At 51.4% G+C, this 19,927-nt stretch carries 14 protein-coding genes and 1 pseudogene; 7 read left to right on the top strand and 8 right to left on the bottom strand.

Annotation, left to right across the window (positions count from 1 at the left end; translation table 11 throughout):
- Window positions 1–1,013 precede the first annotated feature (1,013 nt).
- Window positions 1,014–1,100 (top strand): annotated as a pseudogene (locus HRU78_07065) (PEPxxWA-CTERM sorting domain-containing protein).
- A gap of 97 nt (window positions 1,101–1,197) precedes the next feature.
- On the opposite strand, the gene HRU78_07060 reads toward HRU78_07065, so the two are convergent.
- The 5 genes from HRU78_07060 to HRU78_07040 all read right to left on the bottom strand — a co-directional run bounded on the left by HRU78_07060 (window position 1,198) and on the right by HRU78_07040 (window position 6,965).
- Entirely contained in the window at window positions 1,198–1,608 is a 411-nt protein-coding gene (locus HRU78_07060) for a hemerythrin domain-containing protein (protein QOJ23443.1), read from the bottom strand.
- Window positions 1,609–1,643: 35 nt separating this feature from the next.
- Entirely contained in the window at window positions 1,644–2,441 is a 798-nt protein-coding gene (locus tag HRU78_07055; protein QOJ23442.1) for a formate/nitrite transporter family protein, read from the bottom strand.
- A gap of 73 nt (window positions 2,442–2,514) precedes the next feature.
- Window positions 2,515–3,705: an oxygen-independent coproporphyrinogen III oxidase-like protein gene (locus HRU78_07050; protein QOJ23441.1), complete on the bottom strand. Its 1,191-nt coding sequence runs from the start codon at window positions 3,703–3,705 to the stop codon at window positions 2,515–2,517.
- A 4-nt stretch (window positions 3,706–3,709) separates the two neighbouring features.
- Window positions 3,710–6,220, bottom strand: coding sequence for an ABC transporter permease (locus tag HRU78_07045; protein QOJ23440.1), 2,511 nt, complete (start codon window positions 6,218–6,220; stop codon window positions 3,710–3,712).
- A 58-nt stretch (window positions 6,221–6,278) separates the two neighbouring features.
- The gene (locus HRU78_07040) at window positions 6,279–6,965 is read right to left on the bottom strand and encodes an ATP-binding cassette domain-containing protein (protein QOJ23439.1); all 687 of its coding nucleotides are present in this window, start codon (window positions 6,963–6,965) and stop codon (window positions 6,279–6,281) included.
- Here HRU78_07040 and HRU78_07035 point away from each other — a divergent pair.
- Window positions 6,964–7,602 carry an arylesterase gene (locus HRU78_07035; protein ID QOJ23438.1) on the top strand — a complete coding sequence of 213 codons (639 nt, stop codon included), beginning with the start codon at window positions 6,964–6,966 and terminating at the stop codon, window positions 7,600–7,602. The genes HRU78_07040 and HRU78_07035 overlap by 2 nt on opposite strands.
- A gap of 2 nt (window positions 7,603–7,604) precedes the next feature.
- On the opposite strand, the gene HRU78_07030 is transcribed toward HRU78_07035, so the two are convergent.
- On the bottom strand, window positions 7,605–8,594 hold the full coding sequence (locus HRU78_07030; protein QOJ24959.1) for an RluA family pseudouridine synthase: 990 nt from the start codon (window positions 8,592–8,594) through the stop codon (window positions 7,605–7,607).
- A 465-nt stretch (window positions 8,595–9,059) separates the two neighbouring features.
- Between HRU78_07030 and HRU78_07025 the strand changes: the two genes are divergently transcribed.
- Entirely contained in the window at window positions 9,060–11,606 is a 2,547-nt protein-coding gene (locus HRU78_07025) for an Rne/Rng family ribonuclease (protein ID QOJ23437.1), read from the top strand.
- Window positions 11,607–11,682: 76 nt separating this feature from the next.
- Here HRU78_07025 and polA read toward each other — a convergent pair whose 3' ends face one another.
- Window positions 11,683–14,424 carry a DNA polymerase I gene (gene polA / locus HRU78_07020; GenBank protein ID QOJ23436.1) on the bottom strand — a complete coding sequence of 914 codons (2,742 nt, stop codon included), beginning with the start codon at window positions 14,422–14,424 and terminating at the stop codon, window positions 11,683–11,685.
- 15 nt (window positions 14,425–14,439) lie between these two features.
- On the opposite strand from polA, the gene HRU78_07015 reads away from it, so the two are divergent.
- The 4 genes from HRU78_07015 (at window position 14,440) to HRU78_07000 (ending at window position 17,680) form a co-directional block, all read left to right on the top strand.
- Window positions 14,440–15,159: a TIGR00730 family Rossman fold protein gene (locus HRU78_07015; GenBank protein QOJ23435.1), complete on the top strand. Its 720-nt coding sequence runs from the start codon at window positions 14,440–14,442 to the stop codon at window positions 15,157–15,159.
- Between the two features lie 59 nt (window positions 15,160–15,218).
- Entirely contained in the window at window positions 15,219–15,623 is a 405-nt protein-coding gene (locus HRU78_07010) for a DUF2782 domain-containing protein (GenBank protein QOJ24958.1), read from the top strand.
- Between the two features lie 78 nt (window positions 15,624–15,701).
- On the top strand, window positions 15,702–16,652 hold the full coding sequence (locus HRU78_07005; GenBank protein ID QOJ23434.1) for a homoserine kinase: 951 nt from the start codon (window positions 15,702–15,704) through the stop codon (window positions 16,650–16,652).
- A gap of 50 nt (window positions 16,653–16,702) precedes the next feature.
- A complete protein-coding gene (locus HRU78_07000) occupies window positions 16,703–17,680 on the top strand; it encodes a hypothetical protein (protein ID QOJ23433.1) in 978 nt (325 codons plus the stop codon).
- A gap of 20 nt (window positions 17,681–17,700) precedes the next feature.
- Here the strand turns inward: HRU78_07000 and HRU78_06995 are convergent, their stop codons facing one another.
- On the bottom strand, window positions 17,701–19,896 hold the full coding sequence (locus HRU78_06995; protein ID QOJ23432.1) for a UvrD-helicase domain-containing protein: 2,196 nt from the start codon (window positions 19,894–19,896) through the stop codon (window positions 17,701–17,703).
- Window positions 19,897–19,927 lie beyond the last annotated feature (31 nt).

The raw sequence follows: 19,927 nt of genomic DNA, 5'->3' as shown, positions 1-19,927 counted from the left end.
GTGCTTCACCGTCCGCCATCGGAGTATGTTGAGCGGCAAGTAGCCAACAATCGTCTGCACAGCAGGCACAGGTTGGCCAGACTCATCAGCATCTATCCCAATGCTTGTCGAGTTGCTGCAAACAGTGATTTTCAGACCTTGCAACTCCATAATCGGGACAATTATCCTACAAAAATAAAGTACATCTAACTACTGCATTAAATCGCCTGACCGGTTAATATTAGGCGCTAATGTTTAAGAAAGCTCTGAAAAACTGCTGCGCCCGGTCATGCTGTGTTGCAATGAGGTTCGAAATACTCATTTACCATTCGTAAATTGCGCTTTTTCGCCTGATTTCACCTTACCTGTCCGTCGCTCGCTACTTTTTTCAGAATATCCATTTAGCAAAAATAGAGTTAAAACTTTTTATTCACACAGAGAGGGTGAAAATCATGAAACGTATAACACAGCTCGCATTCGGTTTTTTCATTGCAACTTCCTTTTCCGCATCTGCATTCGCGGTGACTGTATCATGGACGGACTGGACTTCTTCGCCGGATTCATTTTCAGCATCCGGAGATTTGGTAGTAGGATCAACTACCGTCGGTGTCGGATACTCCGGTACCGGCGCACACGCCTTCGTGCAGACAGCAGGAGGAACAAATTTCTGGACAGGTTCGGCCTATACCAACGGCACCGTTGACAATGCACCACCGGCTTCCGACATTATCGCGCTCGATCAGGGCGGCACAGTCACGATCACGTTTTCGCAAACCGTTGTGAATCCGTATATTGCGTTGGCAAGCTGGAATGGTAATACTGTGGATTTCGGTGTACCCATCGTGATCGATAGCTTTGGCTCTGGGTACTGGGGTTCTGGCACACCCATTCTGAACGGATCAGGTACAGGATTCTTCGGCTCCGGTGAAGTTCACGGCATTATCGAATTGCCAGGTTCGTTCAATTCCATCACGTTTACGCACACCAGTGAAAATTGGCATGGATTCACCGTCGGTGTCGCCGGTATCGCACCGGTTCCTGAGCCAGAAACTTACGCTATGCTGTTAGCAGGATTGGGATTGCTGGGTTTCGCAGCGCGCCGCCGGAAGGTCAATGCATAATCAAATTTTGTGTATCTCCAACAAATCCCGCTCCAACAGCGGGATTTGTTTTTTCCGATCGCAAAATCAGCTTGCTGTCATCATTGCCAGGATAGGGCTAGTCTGATTCTTCAACCGCACCGGCAACACATGGATGTGCTTGCAATTGCGGAAAAATCACCCGTTCCTCGTAGCGCACATGTGCCGTCAATAATTCGCCAAACCGGCGCAACCGTGCAGCAAGTTCTAACTCACAAGGCCCGCAAGCCAGCATGCGCAATTCCGCATGTTCGGCCAGGATCCGATCGGCAGATTCGGTATCCACTGTATCCGTCGCCAAGCGCAGCAATTGCTCTTCGCGTGCAAAATGCTCACACAAGACCGTTTGCCAATGCGCTTCAACGCGCTGCATCATTGTCACGACAGCGGCATTGTCGCCGTTCTCCGCAACTTGCCGCGCAGCGCGTGCGAGCACCAGCGAGGAATGATGTTCACGGGATAACGAGAGTAAAGCACCGGTTCTGGGCATAAAGTAACAGTAAAAGAGTAAGCGCGCTGCTATGACTAACTTGCCGGTTTGCCATAACTCCAATACAACATAAATCCAGTAAATAGCATGCCACCGAACAAATTCCCGGCAATTACCGGCAAACCGTTCCACAGCCACCAATCGGCGATGGTGATATCCGCGCCGAGCCAGATGCCGGCGGGAATGACGAACATGTTGACGATGGCGTGCTCGTACCCCAAACCGAAGAATGTCATGATCGGCAGCCACATCGCGGCGATTTTACCGATCGCGCTGGTCGAGGTGAATGCCATGACGGCGCCCAAAGTTACCATCCAATTGCACAGGATCGCGCTGGTAAATGCCGCGACGGTGCCGTCGAAACCGAGTTTGGCGTACTCGAGCGTTTTGGTTTCGGCGATGGTAATGGTACGTTGCAGTGCAGGGATAGTGGCCGGATCGATGGAGCCCATTTTGGTCGCTACGATGCAGTACAGGTACGCATACGTGACGCTGCCGATCAGGTTGCCGGTCAATACCCAGGTCCAATTTTTCAGTAACCGGCTGAAGGGTACCCGGCCGTCTTTGACGGCAATCGGAATCAGCGCGAAATTGCCAGTGGCAAGTTCCAATCCGAGCAGCACGATCATGACGAAGCCGACCGGAAATACCAGTGCACCGGTGATCCCCCAACCCGTTTGCGCCGCCGCCAGAATCGCCAATGTAGTGGCGTAACCGAGAAAAGCGCCGGACAAAAAGCCGCGGATCAGCAATTGTTTGGCTGACAAGCTTGCTTTCTTGGCACCTGCCAGTAACATGTTTTCGACGACTTCCTCCGGTTTTACATACGCCATCGTTGTTGCTCTCCCATGAATAAATTGACTGGCCAGGATTTTAGCGCATCTTCCGGTCAAACCGGAAAGCGTGTTATCCAGCGTTCGATTCCGGCAAAAAGATCTGCAGCAAATCGTTAAGAAAGCGCCTGCCCAGCACGGTCGGTTTGATGCGCAGATGATCGTGCACCAGCAAACCGCGTTGCTCGGCTTCATCCAATTGTTTTTGCACGGTGCTAATTGATAAACCGGTGCGCTCCTGAAACAACGCGGTATCAAATCCGCCGCTAAGACGCAGCGCATTCATCATGAACTCGAAGCCGCGATCCGTGACGGTCAATGCCTGCTGCGTCTGCAGCAAAGATTCCCCCGCATGCGCCTTGGCCAGATATTCCTTCGGTTGCTTGAAACGCATCTGGCGCACGATTTTGTCGGCGAAACTGATCTTGCTGTGCGCCCCCGCACCGATGCCGAGATAATCGCCGAACAGCCAATAGTTCAGATTATGCTGCGATTCCTTGCCGGGGCGCGCGAACGCCGAGGTCTCGTAATTGCGATAATGATGAGTCGCGGCAGTCTGTTCAATCAGTTCTTGCATCGCAGCCGCTTGTTCGTCGTCGGGTAGCGGTGGTGGAAAGCGGTGAAACAGTGTATTCGGCTCTAACGTCAGATGGTAAGCGGAGATATGCGTTACACCCAGTGCACATGCGGTTTCGATATCACTCTGCGCATCCTGCAACGTTTGCCCGGGCAACGCATACATCAGATCGAGATTGATGTTATCGAAATTCTGCAACGCAATTTCAACTGCATGGTGTGCTTCCCGGTCGTCATGCACTCGCCCCAGCGCTTTCAAGTGCTGCGGGTTAAAACTTTGGATGCCGATCGACAGGCGGTTGATTCCGGCTGCGCGGAAATCGGCGAATTTTTGCGCTTCAAATGTACCGGGATTGGCTTCCAACGTGACTTCGGCAAAATGCTCCAGCGGCAATAGTGTGCGCACCGCTGTCAGAATCGTATCGATGGCACGCGCACTGAACAGACTCGGTGTGCCCCCGCCGAAAAACACGCTGCTCAACCGCCGCCCCCAAACATCCTGCAAAGCCGATTCCAGATCGCGAATCAATGCGGCGACGTACTCCTCTTCGGGTGCTTGGCCGCCCTGCCCGCGAATCTCGTGCGAATTGAAATCGCAGTAAGGGCATTTCTTCAAACACCACGGAATATGAATATAGAGACTGAGCGGCGGCAGCGCTTTGAGTTTCGCCAGCGGTAAATCGTCCATTGCGCTATCCAACCTTGCGCAGCGTCAATAGCGGCGGGCTTGACAGCGCTGAGCGCGTTCCCAGTAAACCGGCGGCTAATACCCCGATCACACCGGTCGATACACCCACCACCCAGATCCAAGGATCAAACGTGTAATCGAGATGCAGCACATGTTTGCCGACGACGTACCCGAGCACGCTGGCACCGGCCGAGGCGAATAAGCCGGATAATCCGCCCAGAATGACAAATTCCGCCGCCCAGGCACGCGACAATTGCTCGCGCCGGGCGCCCAAAGCGCGAAAAATGGCCGCCTCAAAAATGCGCTCATCCTGCGTCGCAACAATCGCTGCGTACAACACGGCAAAACCGGCCAACAGCGTGAACAGGAAAACGAACTCGATTGCTTGCGAAACCTGTTGAATCATCTGTTGCACCTGACCGATGACCGTGGCGACATCGACCACCAGAATATTCGGAAATGTTTTGACCAGCTCGTGCACCCGGTGAATCTCCGCCGGCGGTACATAAAAACTGGTGATATAGCTGGCCGGATAATTTTCCAGCAAACCGGGCGGCACGATGACAAAGAAATTGACGCGGAAGGTGTCCCAGTCGACTTTCCGCACACTGGTGATTGTCGCGGAGAAATGACTGCCGGCAATATCGTAAGTCACCACATCGCCCAATTTGACCCGGATGATTTTGGCGATGCCTTCTTCGATCGACAATTCCGCTTCATGGGTGCCGGCATCCCACCAGCGTCCCTGCACTACCTCGTTATCCGCCGCCAGTGCATCGCTCCAGGTTAGATTGAATTCACGCCGGATGTGACGTTCCGCGTGCACATCGCCGGCATAATCTTCCGCCGAGACATCGTTGCCATTGATTTTGATCAACCGGCCTCTGACCATCGGATACATGCGCGGCTGTTCTATTTCGTGCTGTTGAAAAAAATCGTGCAGCGGTTCTAATTGATCCGCCTGGATATTGACCAGAAAATGATTCGGCGCATCCGGCGGCAAACTGGTATGCCAATCGTCGATCAAATCGTCCTGGATCAACGTCAGCATCAACATGGCCATCAATCCCAAACCCAGCGCCACCGCTTGCACAATGCTCGAAACCGCACGGCGGCGGATGCTGGCCAGACCGTAGCGCCACGCGCCGCCAGCCTGATGCCGCAGGCTTGCCAGCACGCGGATCAGCAGCCAGCCCAAACAACCGAAAACGGCAATCGCCGCGACAAATCCGGCTACGATATACAATCCCAATTTCAGGTCTTGCGCTTTCCAGATAAACAGCAGCGATAATGCCGCCAACCCGAGCAAGTAGCCCGCGATGCTATGCTTATTGGACAATCCGATATCGCGGCGCAGCACGCGTAATGCCGGTACACTGCGCAAATTGAGCACCGGCGGCAATGCAAATCCGAGCAGCAATACCAGCCCCACCAGCAAGCCTTGCAAAGCGGGTAGCGCATTAGGCCAAGGTAATTCCGTTTCGATGATGCCGCTCAACCAGTGCGTCAGAATCTGCTGCGCGGCAAAACCAACCAAACAGCCGATACTGCTAGCGATCACACCCAGCGCGATGAAATAGTACAAATACAAATAAAACAATTGACGTTGACTGGCCCCCAGACTGCGCATCACCGCGCAGCCATCCAGATGACGCTGAGTAAAGCGGCGCACCGCCAAGGCAATTGCCGCCGCTGCCAGAACCACGCTGGCCAATGCTGCCAGGCTGAGAAATTTTTCCGAGCGCTCCAATGCGGCTTTGATTTCAGGGCGCGCGTCGCGGATGCCTTCCATGCGTTGCGCCTTGGTCAGTTGTGGCTTTGCCCAATCGCGAAATCGCTGCACCGTTTCGGCTTCACCTGCCAACAGCAATTGATAAGACACGCGGCTGCCTTCCTGGATTAGGCCGGTTTTTTCCAGATCCGCCGCATTGATGATGGCGCGCGGCCCCATGTTGACAAACCCCACCGAGTGATCCGGTTCGCGCATGACCCGCTCGGTTACCATCAACTGAGTTGCACCGACATCGACCGTGTCGCCGCCGCTGAGATCCAATCGCACCACGACTTTTTCATCGACCCAGATGGTACCTGGCTGCGGAATTCCGTTGGCTTCTCGAACTTCTGTTTGCGAATTCGAGTTCTCCGCTGATTGATTTGCCAGTTGCACATGGCCGCGTAGCGGATAGTTTTCCGTCACAGCCTTGACCTCGGTCAGCAGATTGCTGTCACCGTTGGAAATCATACTGGCAAATTTGATTAGCGACGAAACTGCCAAACCTAAGCGCTTGGCTTCATCGGCATAGTGCTGCGGCAACGGCCGGCTGGAAATGACCAGCAAATCCGCGCCCAACAGTTGATTACTCTCGCGCGCCAGCGCCAATTCCACACGATCGGCAAAAAAACCGACGGTGGCAATACCGCTCACGGCGATGATCAACGCCAGCAGCAAAACATTTAATTCACCTGCGCGCCAGTCGCGATGCAGCATACGCAGTGACAGTTTGAAATGACTCATGAGGAAAAGTTACCTGTCTGAAAGTAGCGAATATTATTCATCGCGCACAGTGAACCGATTATTGCACCACTTTACCGTCCGCCAGGCGAATCTGACGCGAACAGCGCTGTGACAATGCTTCATCGTGCGTCACCAGCACCAGGGTCGTGCCATGTTCGCGATTGAGTTCGAACATCAATTCGATGATCTGTATGCCGGTAGCCGAATCGAGATTGCCGGTAGGTTCGTCGGCCAGCAATAATTTGGGAGCGGTCGCAAACGCGCGTGCAATGGCGACCCGCTGCTGCTCACCGCCGGATAACTGTTTGGGATAATGATGCAGGCGCTTGCCCAACCCGACGCGCTCCAGCAGCCGGTGTGCGGTTGCTTCCGCATCGCCGGCTGCGGCAAGTTCGAGCGGCAGCATGACGTTTTCAAGCGCGGTCAACGCCGGCAGCAATTGAAACGACTGAAACACAAAACCGAGCACCCGGCCGCGTAAAGCCGCCCGGCTGTCTTCATCCAGCGCGAAGATATCGACCGCATCCAGATGAACTTTCCCGGAAGTCGGTAAATCCAATCCCGCCAGTAAGCCCAACAAAGTAGACTTGCCGGAACCGGATGCACCTATAATGGCAACGGCTTCACCCGGATTCACCTGCAATTCGATATTTTGCAGAATAGTCAATTGCTGATCGCCGGTATTGACTTGTTTGCTGAGCGCTTGTGTCCAAAGAATGGGTTGATTAACACGACTATCTGACATGAAAAAAAATTTCCTGATTATTCTGATTCTTGTTTTTACATTCGCTATACCCGCTGCAGCGTCCGGTAAAACGGTCCTGGTTTTCGGCGACAGCCTGTCCGCCAATTATGGCATATCGGCGGAAGACGGTTGGGTTGCATTACTTAAGCAACAGTTGCAATCCGAATTCGCCGGTTATCAAGTCGTCAATGTCAGCATCAGCGGTGAAACCACGCTTGGCGGCCGCAACCGAATCCGGCAAGTATTGGAAAAACATCGCCCCGAGATTGTTATCCTTGAGCTTGGCGGCAACGATGGTTTACGTGGCGCAACGATCAAATCCATTCACGACAATCTTGCTACCATTATTGAAACATGTCAGCAAAACAATGCACTGGTGTTACTTGCGGGCATGCAATTACCGCCCAATTATGGCATGACGTACACGCAAAAGTTCCAAGCTATTTTTCCGCAGCTCGCAGAGAAATATCAAATCAAATTAGTGCCTTTTCTATTGGCCGGTTTTGGCGACCAACATGAATTTTTTCAAGCCGATGGAATACATCCGAACGAAATGGCACAGAAAAAAATTGTGGAAAATGTCTGGAAAGTTTTACACACCATGATCACTTCCGGAAAAGTTGCTGCCAAACCGTAAATTTAGACTGCGGAGTCGTTAACATTCTCCAAGCCATCGATAAATCCCTGCAAATCCGCAGGCAAGGGCGCTTGCAATTGCATGCGCGCACCAGAAACCGGATGTGTAATCTTTAACGTGTGTGCGTGCAAAAACATGCGCGCCAGTTTATTTTGTCCGCCGCTTCTGGCCAATCGCTTGTTAAGTTCGAAATCACCATACTTGTCGTCGCCGACGATGGGAAATCCCAAGTGTGCGAGATGGACGCGAATCTGGTGCGTGCGGCCAGTTTTGATTTCCGCATCCAGCAAACTGAAATTTTGCCAGGTTTTTTGCAGTGTAAAGATCGTGTGTGCCGCCATCGGTTTACTGTCTTTACGAATACCGGTAGCCACCATTACGCGGCGTTCACCGGCTGCCGTGACATATTTATCGAGCGCCAGCTTGACGTGTTGCTTGGCATTCCGCCATTTTCCTTTAATCATCGTCAGGTAATGCTTTTCCATCAACCCTTCGCGAATTTGCCGGTGCAACTCGACCAATGCGCTGCGTTTTTTTGCCAGCAGCAGCACACCGGATGTTTCCCGATCCAGGCGATGCACCAGTTCAAGAAACTTCCAGGTTGGATTTTGCGCCCGCAGTTGTTCGATGACGCCGAAACCGATTCCGCTGCCGCCATGCACTGCCATACCGCCTGGTTTATCAATCGCCAGTACGGCGTCATCTTCATGTACAACAGAAAAAGCAAAGAAATTGACCGGATTATTCGAAACTTGCCTGGAAGCGCTTTTTTCCGCGACTTTAACCGGCGGAATTCGTATAATGTCGCCCGCCTGCAAGCGATAACTGGCATCGATCCGTTTCCCGTTGACACGCACTTGGCCGCTTCTCAGCAGTTGATACACATGGCTTTTGGGTACACTCCGGAAACGTCTGAATAAGAAATTATCAACTCGCTGGTCGCTTTCTTCTTCTCCAATACATTCTTTGGTGACGGATGCAGCGAGTTGCATGTTCATTGTTAAATTTTTGATTTTATTTATCACTTCCAGGAACAATACGATTTCTTGGTAAATTATAAAGGTTTTGCTTATTTCTTTTTGAAATCGTTGCTGTAGAATTTGCCGGCAGTGTGAGTGGTCATTTCCAATGTACGGCGCTTCTAGCAATATTGACATAAAACAAAGTTCCGTTTGGAACTTTATGTAAAATCTGTTACCTTAACAGGGACGATAAAGCCCACCACAGCAAGAAGTGATTTGGTTTTATTTAGTTCCGAGCACAAAAAAACATCACTTATACTCAACTAACATACTAAAATAAAATAATAAATATAAACATAGAATTGAATTGACAAATAGAAATTACAAAAAAATCATTAAACCAAAACCTCGTCATTACAACTACGTACACCCCAAAAATCTAACCGGAGAAATTTCGGATAGCGTATTTATAAATAGAACACGTAAGGCTTGTAAATGAAACGAATGTTATTTAACGCAACCCAACCTGAAGAGTTGCGGGTTGCAATCGTCAACGGTCAAACATTGATTGACCTCGACATCGAATCGATCAGTAAGGAACAACGTAAAAGCAATATCTACAAAGCCGTCATCACACGAATAGAACCCAGTCTGGAAGCTGCGTTCGTGGATTATGGCTGTGAACGGCACGGTTTTTTACCCTTCAAAGAAATCGCTTCCTCCTGTTTTGCCGAAAACGGCACTGCCAACAGCCGCATCCAGGATTTGCTGCAGGAAGGCCAGGAACTCATCGTCCAAGTCGATAAAGATGAGCGCGGCACCAAAGGCGCTGCACTGACAACATATATCTCGCTGGCCGGCCGCTATCTGGTTTTAATCCCGAACAATCCCAACAGCGGTGGCGTATCGCGCCGCATCACCGGCGAAGAACGCAACGATTTACGCGAAGTTATCGCGCAACTCGAAGTGCCCGATGGCATGAGCATCATTGCCAGAACCGCCGGTATCGGGCGCAGCACGGAAGAACTGCAATGGGATTTGAATTACCTGACGCAACTCTGGTATGCGATTGAAGAAGCGGCCAATAATCAGGATGGCGTTTTTCTGATTTATCAGGAAAGCAGTCTGGTCATTCGCGCGATCCGCGATTACTTCAGTCAGGAAATCGGCGAGATCCTGATCGACAGCCGCGACATCTACGAACAAGCCAGTCAGTTTATGGCGCATGTCATGCCCGCAACTGTCGATCGCTTGAAGTTTTATCACGACGATGTGCCGCTTTTTTCACGCTTCCAGATCGAACATCAAATTGAGACCGCTTATTCCCGGCAAGTAACACTTCCATCGGGAGGCGCCATTGTCATCGATCACACGGAAGCGCTGGTATCCGTCGACGTCAACTCAGCCCGCGCTATCCGTGGGCTGGATATCGAACATACTGCATTGAATACTAACCTGGAAGCCGCTGACGAAATTGCACGGCAATTGCGGCTGCGCGATTTGGGCGGCTTGATCGTCATCGACTTTATCGATATGGACGTGCAACGCAATCAACGCGAAGTCGAAGCGCGATTGCACGAAGCGCTGCGGCAAGACCGCGCGCGCATTCAAGTGGGAAAAATATCGCGTTTCGGCTTGCTGGAATTATCGCGTCAGCGCCTGCGGCCTTCACTGGGTGAAAGCAATTATATTCCTTGTACGCGCTGCCAAGGCACCGGCTTTATCCGCGGCACCGATTCATCGGCACTGCACGTGCTCAGAATCATCCAGGAAGAAGTCATGAAAGAAAACACCAGCGCACTGCACGTCCAGCTTCCGGTCGATGTCGCTACCTACCTTCTGAACGAGAAGCGAGCGGAGATTTACGATATCGAAGTCCGACAGCGTATCAACATCGTACTCATACCGAATATCCATATCGAAACCCCCGCTTACAATATCACCCGCATCCGTCACGAAGACAGCAAGGCAAACGAATCGGTGGTCAGTTACAAACTGGTGGAAAAACAGCCGGAGGAAACCAATCCGGTCATTGCCGAACAAAGAAACAAACCCACCCGGCCACAAGCTGCTGTACAAGGTATAACACCCGCGCAACCGGCACCGGTTCGCGAAGACAGATCACGCGACACTTCACTTCTGGATAAGTTTTTCAGCTGGTTTAAACCGGCTCAGAATGAGGAAATGCGGACAGATAGCGAGGAAAAGCAGCCGCTTGAAGCGGATAAAACCAGGCAATCGCAGGAACGCGGGCGATCACGCGGACGCCGTGGACGTAACCGCAATGAACGCAGTAAGGATGCCTCGGCACACAAACAAAACAAACAAAGCGAAGCGGCCGACCTCAGCACTGTAACACCGCAGGATTTCCCTGAAAATCCGCAATCCGAGCAAACTCACCACGATGCAGTTTCTGCAGAACATCAGGAGACTGCCCATGTCGCTCAAGATTCTGCTGCAAGCCCTGCGGAAAAAGCATTATCAATAGAAGATAGCTCTGCAATAGCGATTGAAGACTCCGAAGGCGCCAGTGTAAAAACCGACGAACGCAGACGCTTGCGACGGCACCGTGGCAATAAACATCGTGACCCAGCAAGCAGAACCCGGAGTGCTGCTGAAAACCCGGAAGCGGTGGCGAATGAATCGTTGAGTGAAAACACGTATCCGAGTGAACAAGCGATCAACCTGCAACCAGCTGAAGAGAAAGCGACGCCGGTCAGCGAAGATTCTTCCGTTTCCGCTGCTGCCAAGAAACAATCAACCAAGAAAGTGATTGCGGAGGCATCAGCATCCGATCACGCAGCACACGATCAAATTGCACAAACGGAGCCTCCAACGGCTCCAGCGCCATTGCCGGAAGTCGCTGTAATCAAGGAACTTCCGGATTTCAGCAAAATCGGTTTGGTGATGGTTGAAACACCGCCCGAGAAGGTCGAAGCCGTGGCGGAAGAAGTTGTTATCCCCAAAAGGCCGCGCCGAAGAGTTAAGAAAACCACCGCGACACCCACTGAACCGCTGATGCAAATCGAAACACGCGAATAAAAATCCGCAATTGAAAAGCCGGGCACAATGAATTGAATTAAGGAAACACTGAATATTCAGCGTTTCCTTAATTCCCTTAATGTGCCTGTTCCCAGTTATCACCGATACCCACCTCGATCAGCAGCGGCACATCCAGTTGCAAGACATTGCCCATATGCGCCGGCAAGGAATCTTTTATTACTGCCACTTCCTCATCCGGAACTTCCAGAACCAGCTCATCATGCACCTGCATGATCAATTTACTGCGCAATTGCGCTAGGTGCAGCCAGTTATGTACCGCGATCATCGCCAGTTTGATGATATCGGCGGCGGTGCCTTGCATCGGCGCATTGATAGCCGCCCGCTCCGCGCCTTGGCGGCGGTTTCCATTGGCGTTATTGATTTCAGGTAACCATAACCGGCGCCCCAGTACGGTTTCAACATATCCGAATTGCCTGGCTTTTTCCCGGGTTTGCCGCATATAGTTCTCCACACCCGGATAGCGGGCAAAATACCGCTCCATATACGCGCGCGCGGCACTGCGCTCAATGTTCAATTGCGCGGCCAGACCGAATTCCGACATGCCGTAGATCAAACCGAAATTAATCACCTTGGCGTAGCGGCGCTGTTCAGGATCGACTTGATCCAACGGAATCCCGAGAATCTCCGCAGCCGTTGCACGGTGGATATCCTCTCCGGCGGCAAAAGCGTCGAGCAATCGCTGATCCTGGGAAATATGCGCCATAATGCGCAGTTCGATTTGCGAATAATCCGCCGAAATGATTTTATGCCCTGGTGGCGCAATGAATGCTTCGCGGATTCTGCGCCCTTCGCTGGTGCGCACCGGAATATTCTGCAAATTCGGATCGGAGCTCGCCAGACGCCCGGTCACGGCAACCGCCTGCGCGTAATTGGTATGCACCCGGCCGGTAGTGCGATCCATCATCAGCGGCAATTTGTCGGTATACGTCGACTTCAGTTTTGCCAGACCGCGGTAATCGAGCAACAGCTTCGGCAGCGGATAATCCAGTGCGAGTTGCTGCAGCACATCTTCATCGGTGGAAGGAACGCCGGTCGGTGTTTTTTTAATAACCGGCAATTTCAACTGATTGAATAGAATCTCTTGAATCTGCTTCGGTGAATTGAGATTGAACGGCTGCCCCGCGATGGTGTGCGCTTGATGCTCCAGTGCTTGTAATTTCTCGCCCAGTTCGCGGCTCTGCTTATGCAACAACTGATAATCCAGTAGCACACCGTTGCGCTCAATCGTAAACAGCACATCCAGAATCGGCATTTCGATCGCGCGATAGATGTAATCCAGTCGTTCATCCTTTTGAATGTCGGGATAGAGCGTTTGATGCAAGCGTAAGGCGATATCCGCATCTTCTGCTGCATACTGTGTCGCGCTATCAAGCGCCACCTCATCAAAACCGATACGATTGGCGCCTTTGCCGGTGACATCGTCATAGCTGACGGTTTTAACATCCAAATGACGCAGCGCCAGATTATCCATGTTATGCAGCCGGTGCGATTCGAGCACATACGATTGCAACAAGGTGTCATGCGCAATACCGTTCAGTTGGATACCGTGATTGGCAAACACATGCTTGTCGTACTTCAAATTCTGCCCGAGTTTGGGTTTTGCCGCATTCTCCAGCCACAGTTTCAGTTTTGTCAGCACCATATCCAGCGCAAGTTGTTGCGGCACACCGGTGTAGTGATGTGTCAGCGGAATATACGCCGCATGATGGCTTTCAATGCAAAACGAAATGCCCACCAGTTTTGCCTGCATCGGACTTAAACTGGTCGTTTCAGTATCCACCGACACCAATGGCGCGGTATCGAGCCGGATTAACCAATTTTCCAATTCATTTTCGCTCAGTATCGTTTGATACGTGACCGGATCGTCAACCGCAACATCGCAGTTGACGTTGCCAGTCGCCGCAATCCCGTTTTCATTCACGGGAATCGATTCGGATTGATCCGCGGTCATTTGCTGACGCAACTCCCGCAGCGATGTTTTCATGTCCAATTGCTCATACAACTGAATCAGTTGCCCGGTATCCTGAGGCTGCAGTGCCAGATCAGCAATTTTGACCGGCAAATCCACATCGCACTTGATCGTGATCAACTGGCGCGATGTCTCGAACCACGTCAGCGCCTGGCGCAAGTTGTCGCCGATCGCGCCCTTGATCTCGGCGGCATGGATAATGAGATTGTCCAGCGATCCGTACTGTGTCAGCCACTTAACTGCTGTCTTGGGGCCCACTTTTTGCACCCCGGGGACGTTGTCGGAGGCATCACCGACCAGCATCAGGTAATCCAGCATACGCTGCGGCGGCACGCCAAACTTAGCCAGCACATTGGCTTCATCCAGTACTTCGTTGCTCATGGTATTCACCAGCGTGACCCACGGATTCACCAGTTGCGCGATATCCTTATCGCCGGTTGAAATAATGCAGCGCATATCGGCTTCGGCTGCCTGTTTCGCCAACGTGCCGATGACGTCATCGGCTTCCACGCCGTCGATGATCAACATCGGCCAGCCCATGGCGTGGATGCAGGCATGCAATGGTGCGATCTGCACCGCCAGATCATGCGGCATCGGCGGTCGATGCGACTTATAGTCGGGATACAAATCGTCGCGGAAAGTTTTACCTTTTGCATCAAACACGCACGCGCTATAATCCGCGTGGTAATCCTTGTGCAACCGCCGCAGCATATTGAGCACGCCATGAATCGCACCCGTCGGCTCATTGTTGCGATTGCGCAAATCCGGCAAGGCATGAAAGGCGCGATATAAGTAGGATGAACCATCGACCAACAGCAATGTTTTCATTTATACAATATTCCTATGAACCTTCAAGATAACTCGGCCAGTCATTCATCCATGGAAAAACCCTGGTCAGCAAAAGAATCATGGCGCTTGTTTGGAATTATGGCAGAGTTTGTTGAAGGAACGGAACGGCTTGATGCGATTCAACCGGCCGTCAGTATTTTCGGCAGCGCGCGCACCGATCCCGATAGCCCCCACTACAAACTGGCCGAGCAAATTGCCAAGCAGCTATCCGATGCCGGTTTCGCGGTTATATCCGGCGGCGGCCCGGGTATCATGGAAGCTGCCAATAAAGGCGCCTATTACGGCAAATCGCCCAGCATCGGCTTGAATATTCAATTGCCGCACGAACAGCATCGCAATGCGTATCAGGACGTCAGCCAAACCTTCCGGCACTTTTTCGCGCGCAAATACATGTTTGTTAAGTTCACCACGGCATACGTCGTGCTTCCCGGCGGCTTCGGCACTTTGGATGAATTGATGGAAGCGCTGACACTGGTACAAACCGGAAAAACCCGCAAGATGCCGATCATTCTGGTTTATTCGGCATTCTGGCGCGGTTTGCTGGATTGGTTTCAGAATACCTTGATCGCCGAAGGTTTCATTTCGGCGGATGACATGCATTTAATCCAACTCATTGATGAACCGGATAAAATAGTTAATGCAATTTTTAAATATTATGAAAGCAGCGGATTTGAACCGACAGCGGCGGAAAGAGAAATTCAACTCAATCTTTAACCGTCGGCAATGATTTTAGGTAGAATACCTCATTATCCTGACCCTCCGGGACCACTATGATGTACTTATACCCGCTTATTTTTATCCTATTGCTGAGTTGCGCATTGCCGGCCATGGCACAATCGGAGCAACCGAAACAGGCGAAAAAGCCTGCGCATCCGGATAATTTGATACCGTTACCCGAAGCTCCTGAATTACCCAAGGAATTGGCCGATCCTCCGCCATTACCGCCGGATATTCAATCGGATCCCGAACTGGAAACGCAGGTGACCATTATCAAACGCGGCGAAGACACCATCGAAGAGCATCGCATCAATGGCGAACTGATAATGATCAAAGTGATTCCACGTATCGGTCCGCCGTATTATCTGAAAAAAAATATCAGCCGGGGGGGTACTCACACGCATCCGGGTGATGCCGGTATTGATGTCAGTCCGCCCATGTGGCAATTCATGAGATTTTGATGTTGATAAAAAGCGCAAGACTGTAACTCGATGAAACCATACCGCTCTTTCATTTCCGCTTTTTTATCCCGTTAGCTCATGTCCGTTTTCACACCTGTTACCGATAACCAGCTCACGACTTGGTTAAAAAATTACACGCTTGGTCAGTTGATTCAGCTGCAAGGTATTCTGTCTGGAATCGAAAATACCAATTATTTTGTCACCACGACGCAAGGTAAATTTGTATTGACGCTGTTTGAAAAACTGACCCGTGACGAGCTGCCGTATTATTTGAATCTGATGGCGCATTTATCCCGGCACCATATTCCTTGCCCGGCACCGGTCCCCATGCTGGATCAGAAATTTCTCGGCGAGCTGAACGGCAAACCGGCAACGATCGTGACTTGCTTGCCGGGACAATCCGTCATGCATCCGGCGGTTGAGCATTGCACAGCAGTCGGTGCAATATTGGCGCAAATGCATGTAGCGGGCGGCTCGTATTCCGGGAAAATGACCAACCCGCGCGGACTGGCATGGTGGAAAGCCAGAGCGCCCGAAATCAAACCTTTTTTATCTGCGGATGAACAATCCCTGCTCGATAGCGAACTCGATTTCCAGCAATCGCAACAAACAGCAACATTACCCAGCGGAGCTATCCATGCCGATTTGTTCCGCGACAATATTCTGTTCACCGGTCATGAAATCGGCGGTGTCATCGATTTTTACTTCGCTTGCAATGATACCTTATTGTATGACCTGGCGATTACCGTTAACGATTGGTGCATGACCGACAGCAAAAACCTGGACGAAGCATGCACACAGGCACTGATCAAAGCCTATCACGCCATCCGGCCGCTTACTGCGGTTGAACATGCTGCCTGGCCGGCCATGTTGCGCGCCGGTGCACTACGTTTCTGGGTCTCGCGCTTGTACGATTATCACTTGCCGCGCCCGGGAGAATTGACACACGCAAAAGATCCGGCGCATTTCCGGGAAATATTGAAAAATCATATCCATAACACTGCAAAACTGCAGCAGCTCTGGATATGACATCTAACGCCGCACTCAACGTTTGCCAAGATTAATTGGAGAAAAAATTAATGGAAATTCATCAAGTTCACGCAAAACAGGGATTGCAATGGATCTTAAGTGGATTTTATCTATTCAGCAGAGCGCCGCTGACTTGGTTTTTTGTTTGTTTCACGCTCTTGCTAATCGGAATGTCGATATCGTTGATCCCGATGGTGGGGCAGCTTGCTTTCACTCTGATTTCCCCGGTATTTCTGGCTGGTATTATGCTGGGATGTAAAGACATGGAACAAGGCAAACCGCTTGAATTACCGCATTTGTTTGCCGCCTTCAAAACCAATGCCGTGCCGTTAATCACCATCGGCGGTATTTATCTGATCGGACAAGTTCTCATTCTTGGCTTGGTCATGCTGATCGGCGGCACGCAAATGACCGACATGATGTTGTATGGCAAGCGGGTCGATGAGAGCGAACTGATGGGCGTTATGAGCAGTTTCTTAACGTCGTTCCTGGTTGCACTGACGCTTTCCATTCCATTAATGATGGCTTCCTGGTTTTCACCCTTATTGGTGGTATTTCATAACATGCCGCCAGTGGCTGCGATGCAGAAAAGTTTCTTCGCCTGCTTAAGAAACTTTATTCCGTTCCAACTGTACGGTGTTGTGCTCATTATTCTGACTATTATTAGCGTAATGCCTTACGGTATCGGTCTTGTTGTTTTGATTCCCACCATTTTCGCGTCCATTTACGTCAGCTACAAAGATATCTTCCTGGACGAACCGATCCGCTTCAAAAATTATCAATCCGCACCGGATCTGCAGCAAGCCAACTGGCGCGATACCGGTAACGAACCGGATGCACGGGAAAATGAAAACAAACGGCAAGAATCGCCCGGCGAGAATACGCTAAAAGAGCCGGACGATTTGGTGGAATGCGCACACTGTCATGGACGTATTCCGCGTCATGATGCCATCGCCGATAACGATCATTTTTTTTGCAGTGAGGAACATCGGCAACAGCACCATGCCGCTAGCAAACCGGAGAAATAAGGCAATTGCAGCGGCGATGGTCAAATCGCGGTCAGTTTGGCGTATTCAAGCAGTAACCACTTCGTTCCGGCGTGAGCAAAATTGACTTGCACGCGTGCATCGCTGCCGCTACCCTCATAGTTGATGATGACACCTGTACCGAATTTGGCATGCGCTACATTTTGTCCGATTCGCCATTCTCCGGACGGAGATTTCGCTTGACTGTAAGAGGTTCTCGCAATACCGGTGGATTGGCTACCGGTATTGGCATAGTAGTTATTCATTTGCATTCGCGCTACCGGTTGCAGCCACTTCATGCAATTTTGCGGAATTTCATCGAGAAAACGCGAAGCGATGTTATAGTGCGTCTGGCCGTGCAGCATGCGGCTTTGCGCAAAACTGAGATATAAGCGGCGGCGTGCCCGTGTCATGGCAACGTACATCAAGCGCCGTTCCTCGGCGATGCCGTTGATCTCATTCAAGCTGTTCTCGTGCGGAAACAATCCCTCTTCCAATCCGCTGAGAAAAACGCTGTGAAATTCCAATCCTTTGGCGGCATGCACCGTCATCAGCTGCAGCGCATCCTGGCCGCTGCCGGCCTGATGTTCACCGGCTTCCAATGAAGCATGCGCGAGAAATTCCGCCAGACTGTCATTCTCCGCTTCATGCACAAAACTGGTTGCGGCGTTGATCAGTTCGTTTAGATTCTCCAGCCTTTCTTCGCCCTCACGCTCCTTAGCGTAATGCGCCAATAGTCCACTGTGCGACAGCATGGTTTCAACGATCTGCGGCAGCGGCAATGCGTTACAGTGCTGTTGCATGGTCAGGATCAAATGCACGAACGCCGCAATGCCTTTTAGTGTTTCCGGCAATTTCTGCAGCACTGCCGATTCACCGCCGCACTTTTGCACGGCGGCAATCCACAGACTGCCGCCGAGTACTTTGGCGTCTTCCTGCAACTGTTCCAGGCCGCGGGCACCGATGCCGCGTGCTGGAAAATTAATCACGCGCAGCAGCGCGCTATCATCATCCGGATTGGCAATCAGGCGCAAATAGGCCAGCGCATGCTTGATTTCCTGGCGATCAAAAAACCGCATGCCGCCATAAACGCGGTACGGCAGCGCGGCATTGAATAGGCTATGTTCCAGCACGCGCGATTGCGCATTGGAACGGTACAGCAGTGCCATTTCCGACAATGCGATGCCTTCCGCGTGCAGGGTTTTGACTTCTTCGACGATAAAGGCAGCTTCATCGAAATCGTTCGGCGCATTGTAAACGCGCAACAACTCTCCCTTGCCTTCCGCTGTCCAGAGGTTTTTTCCCAAACGTTCGCTATTGTTTTCGATCAACGCATTGGCGGCATCCAGAATATGGCCGTGCGAGCGGTAATTCTGTTCCAGTTTGATAATCCGGGTGATGCCGAAATCACGTTCGAAATCCCGCATGTTGCCGCTATAGGCACCGCGAAAAGCGTAAATGCTTTGATCGTCATCACCGACCGCAAAAACCGCCGCTGCATTTTTCGTTTCGGCACCCGCCAGCAATTTCAGCCATTTGTATTGCAGCGGATTGGTGTCCTGAAATTCATCCACCAGAATATGCTGAAAACGCTCACGGTAATGCCGGCACAGAATTTCGTTACGGCTTAGTAATTCATAGCAGCGCAGCAGCAATTCGGCAAAATCCACCGCGCCTTCCTTCTGGCACTGCTGCTCATAGGCCTGATAAAATTCTTGCAAGCGGCGCGAGTACGCATCTTCTGCGGTGACATAGGATGCACGCAACCCTGCTTCTTTAGCGTTATTGATAAACCATTGCACTTGGCGCGGCGGAAATTTTTTCTCGTCCGCCGATAACGCTTTCAGAATGCGTTTGATTAAAGCCAACTGGTCGGCGGAGTCGAGAATCTGAAACGCTTGCGGCAAGCCGGCGTCTTGATAATGGGTTCGCAGCATGCGATGACACAAACCGTGAAACGTACCGACCCACATACCGCGCGGATTGACCGGCAACATCGCGGTGATACGCATCAGCATTTCTTTCGCTGCCTTGTTGGTAAACGTCACGGCGAGAATGCCGTATGGACTCACTTGCCCTGATTGGATCAGATACGCGATGCGCGTTGTCAGAACACGGGTTTTGCCGCTACCGGCGCCGGCCAGCACCAATACGGATTGGTGCGGCAGCGTGATGGCTTCGAGTTGCTGTGGATTGAGATCGGATAGTAGAGAAGTCATGTAACCAAAATAACCCGAAACAGCTTGTTAT

The organism is Gammaproteobacteria bacterium, from assembly GCA_015709635.1.
Lineage (GTDB): Bacteria > Pseudomonadota > Gammaproteobacteria > Burkholderiales > Nitrosomonadaceae > Nitrosomonas.
The sequence above is the reverse complement of the archived record's forward strand: the minus strand, read 5'-3'. Positions and strand labels throughout refer to the sequence as shown.

Coding starts and splice junctions, on each gene's coding strand:
- HRU78_07060 (QOJ23443.1), bottom strand. CDS start 1,608: ATGCCCAGAACCGGTGCTTTACTCTCGTTATCCCGTGAACATCATTCC.
- HRU78_07055 (QOJ23442.1), bottom strand. CDS start 2,441: ATGGCGTATGTAAAACCGGAGGAAGTCGTCGAAAACATGTTACTGGCA.
- HRU78_07050 (QOJ23441.1), bottom strand. CDS start 3,705: ATGGACGATTTACCGCTGGCGAAACTCAAAGCGCTGCCGCCGCTCAGT.
- HRU78_07045 (QOJ23440.1), bottom strand. CDS start 6,220: ATGAGTCATTTCAAACTGTCACTGCGTATGCTGCATCGCGACTGGCGC.
- HRU78_07035 (QOJ23438.1), top strand. CDS start 6,964: ATGAAAAAAAATTTCCTGATTATTCTGATTCTTGTTTTTACATTCGCT.
- HRU78_07040 (QOJ23439.1), bottom strand. CDS start 6,965: ATGTCAGATAGTCGTGTTAATCAACCCATTCTTTGGACACAAGCGCTC.
- HRU78_07030 (QOJ24959.1), bottom strand. CDS start 8,594: ATGCAACTCGCTGCATCCGTCACCAAAGAATGTATTGGAGAAGAAGAA.
- HRU78_07025 (QOJ23437.1), top strand. CDS start 9,060: ATGAAACGAATGTTATTTAACGCAACCCAACCTGAAGAGTTGCGGGTT.
- polA (QOJ23436.1), bottom strand. CDS start 14,424: ATGAAAACATTGCTGTTGGTCGATGGTTCATCCTACTTATATCGCGCC.
- HRU78_07015 (QOJ23435.1), top strand. CDS start 14,440: ATGAACCTTCAAGATAACTCGGCCAGTCATTCATCCATGGAAAAACCC.
- HRU78_07010 (QOJ24958.1), top strand. CDS start 15,219: ATGTACTTATACCCGCTTATTTTTATCCTATTGCTGAGTTGCGCATTG.
- HRU78_07005 (QOJ23434.1), top strand. CDS start 15,702: ATGTCCGTTTTCACACCTGTTACCGATAACCAGCTCACGACTTGGTTA.
- HRU78_07000 (QOJ23433.1), top strand. CDS start 16,703: ATGGAAATTCATCAAGTTCACGCAAAACAGGGATTGCAATGGATCTTA.
- HRU78_06995 (QOJ23432.1), bottom strand. CDS start 19,896: ATGACTTCTCTACTATCCGATCTCAATCCACAGCAACTCGAAGCCATC.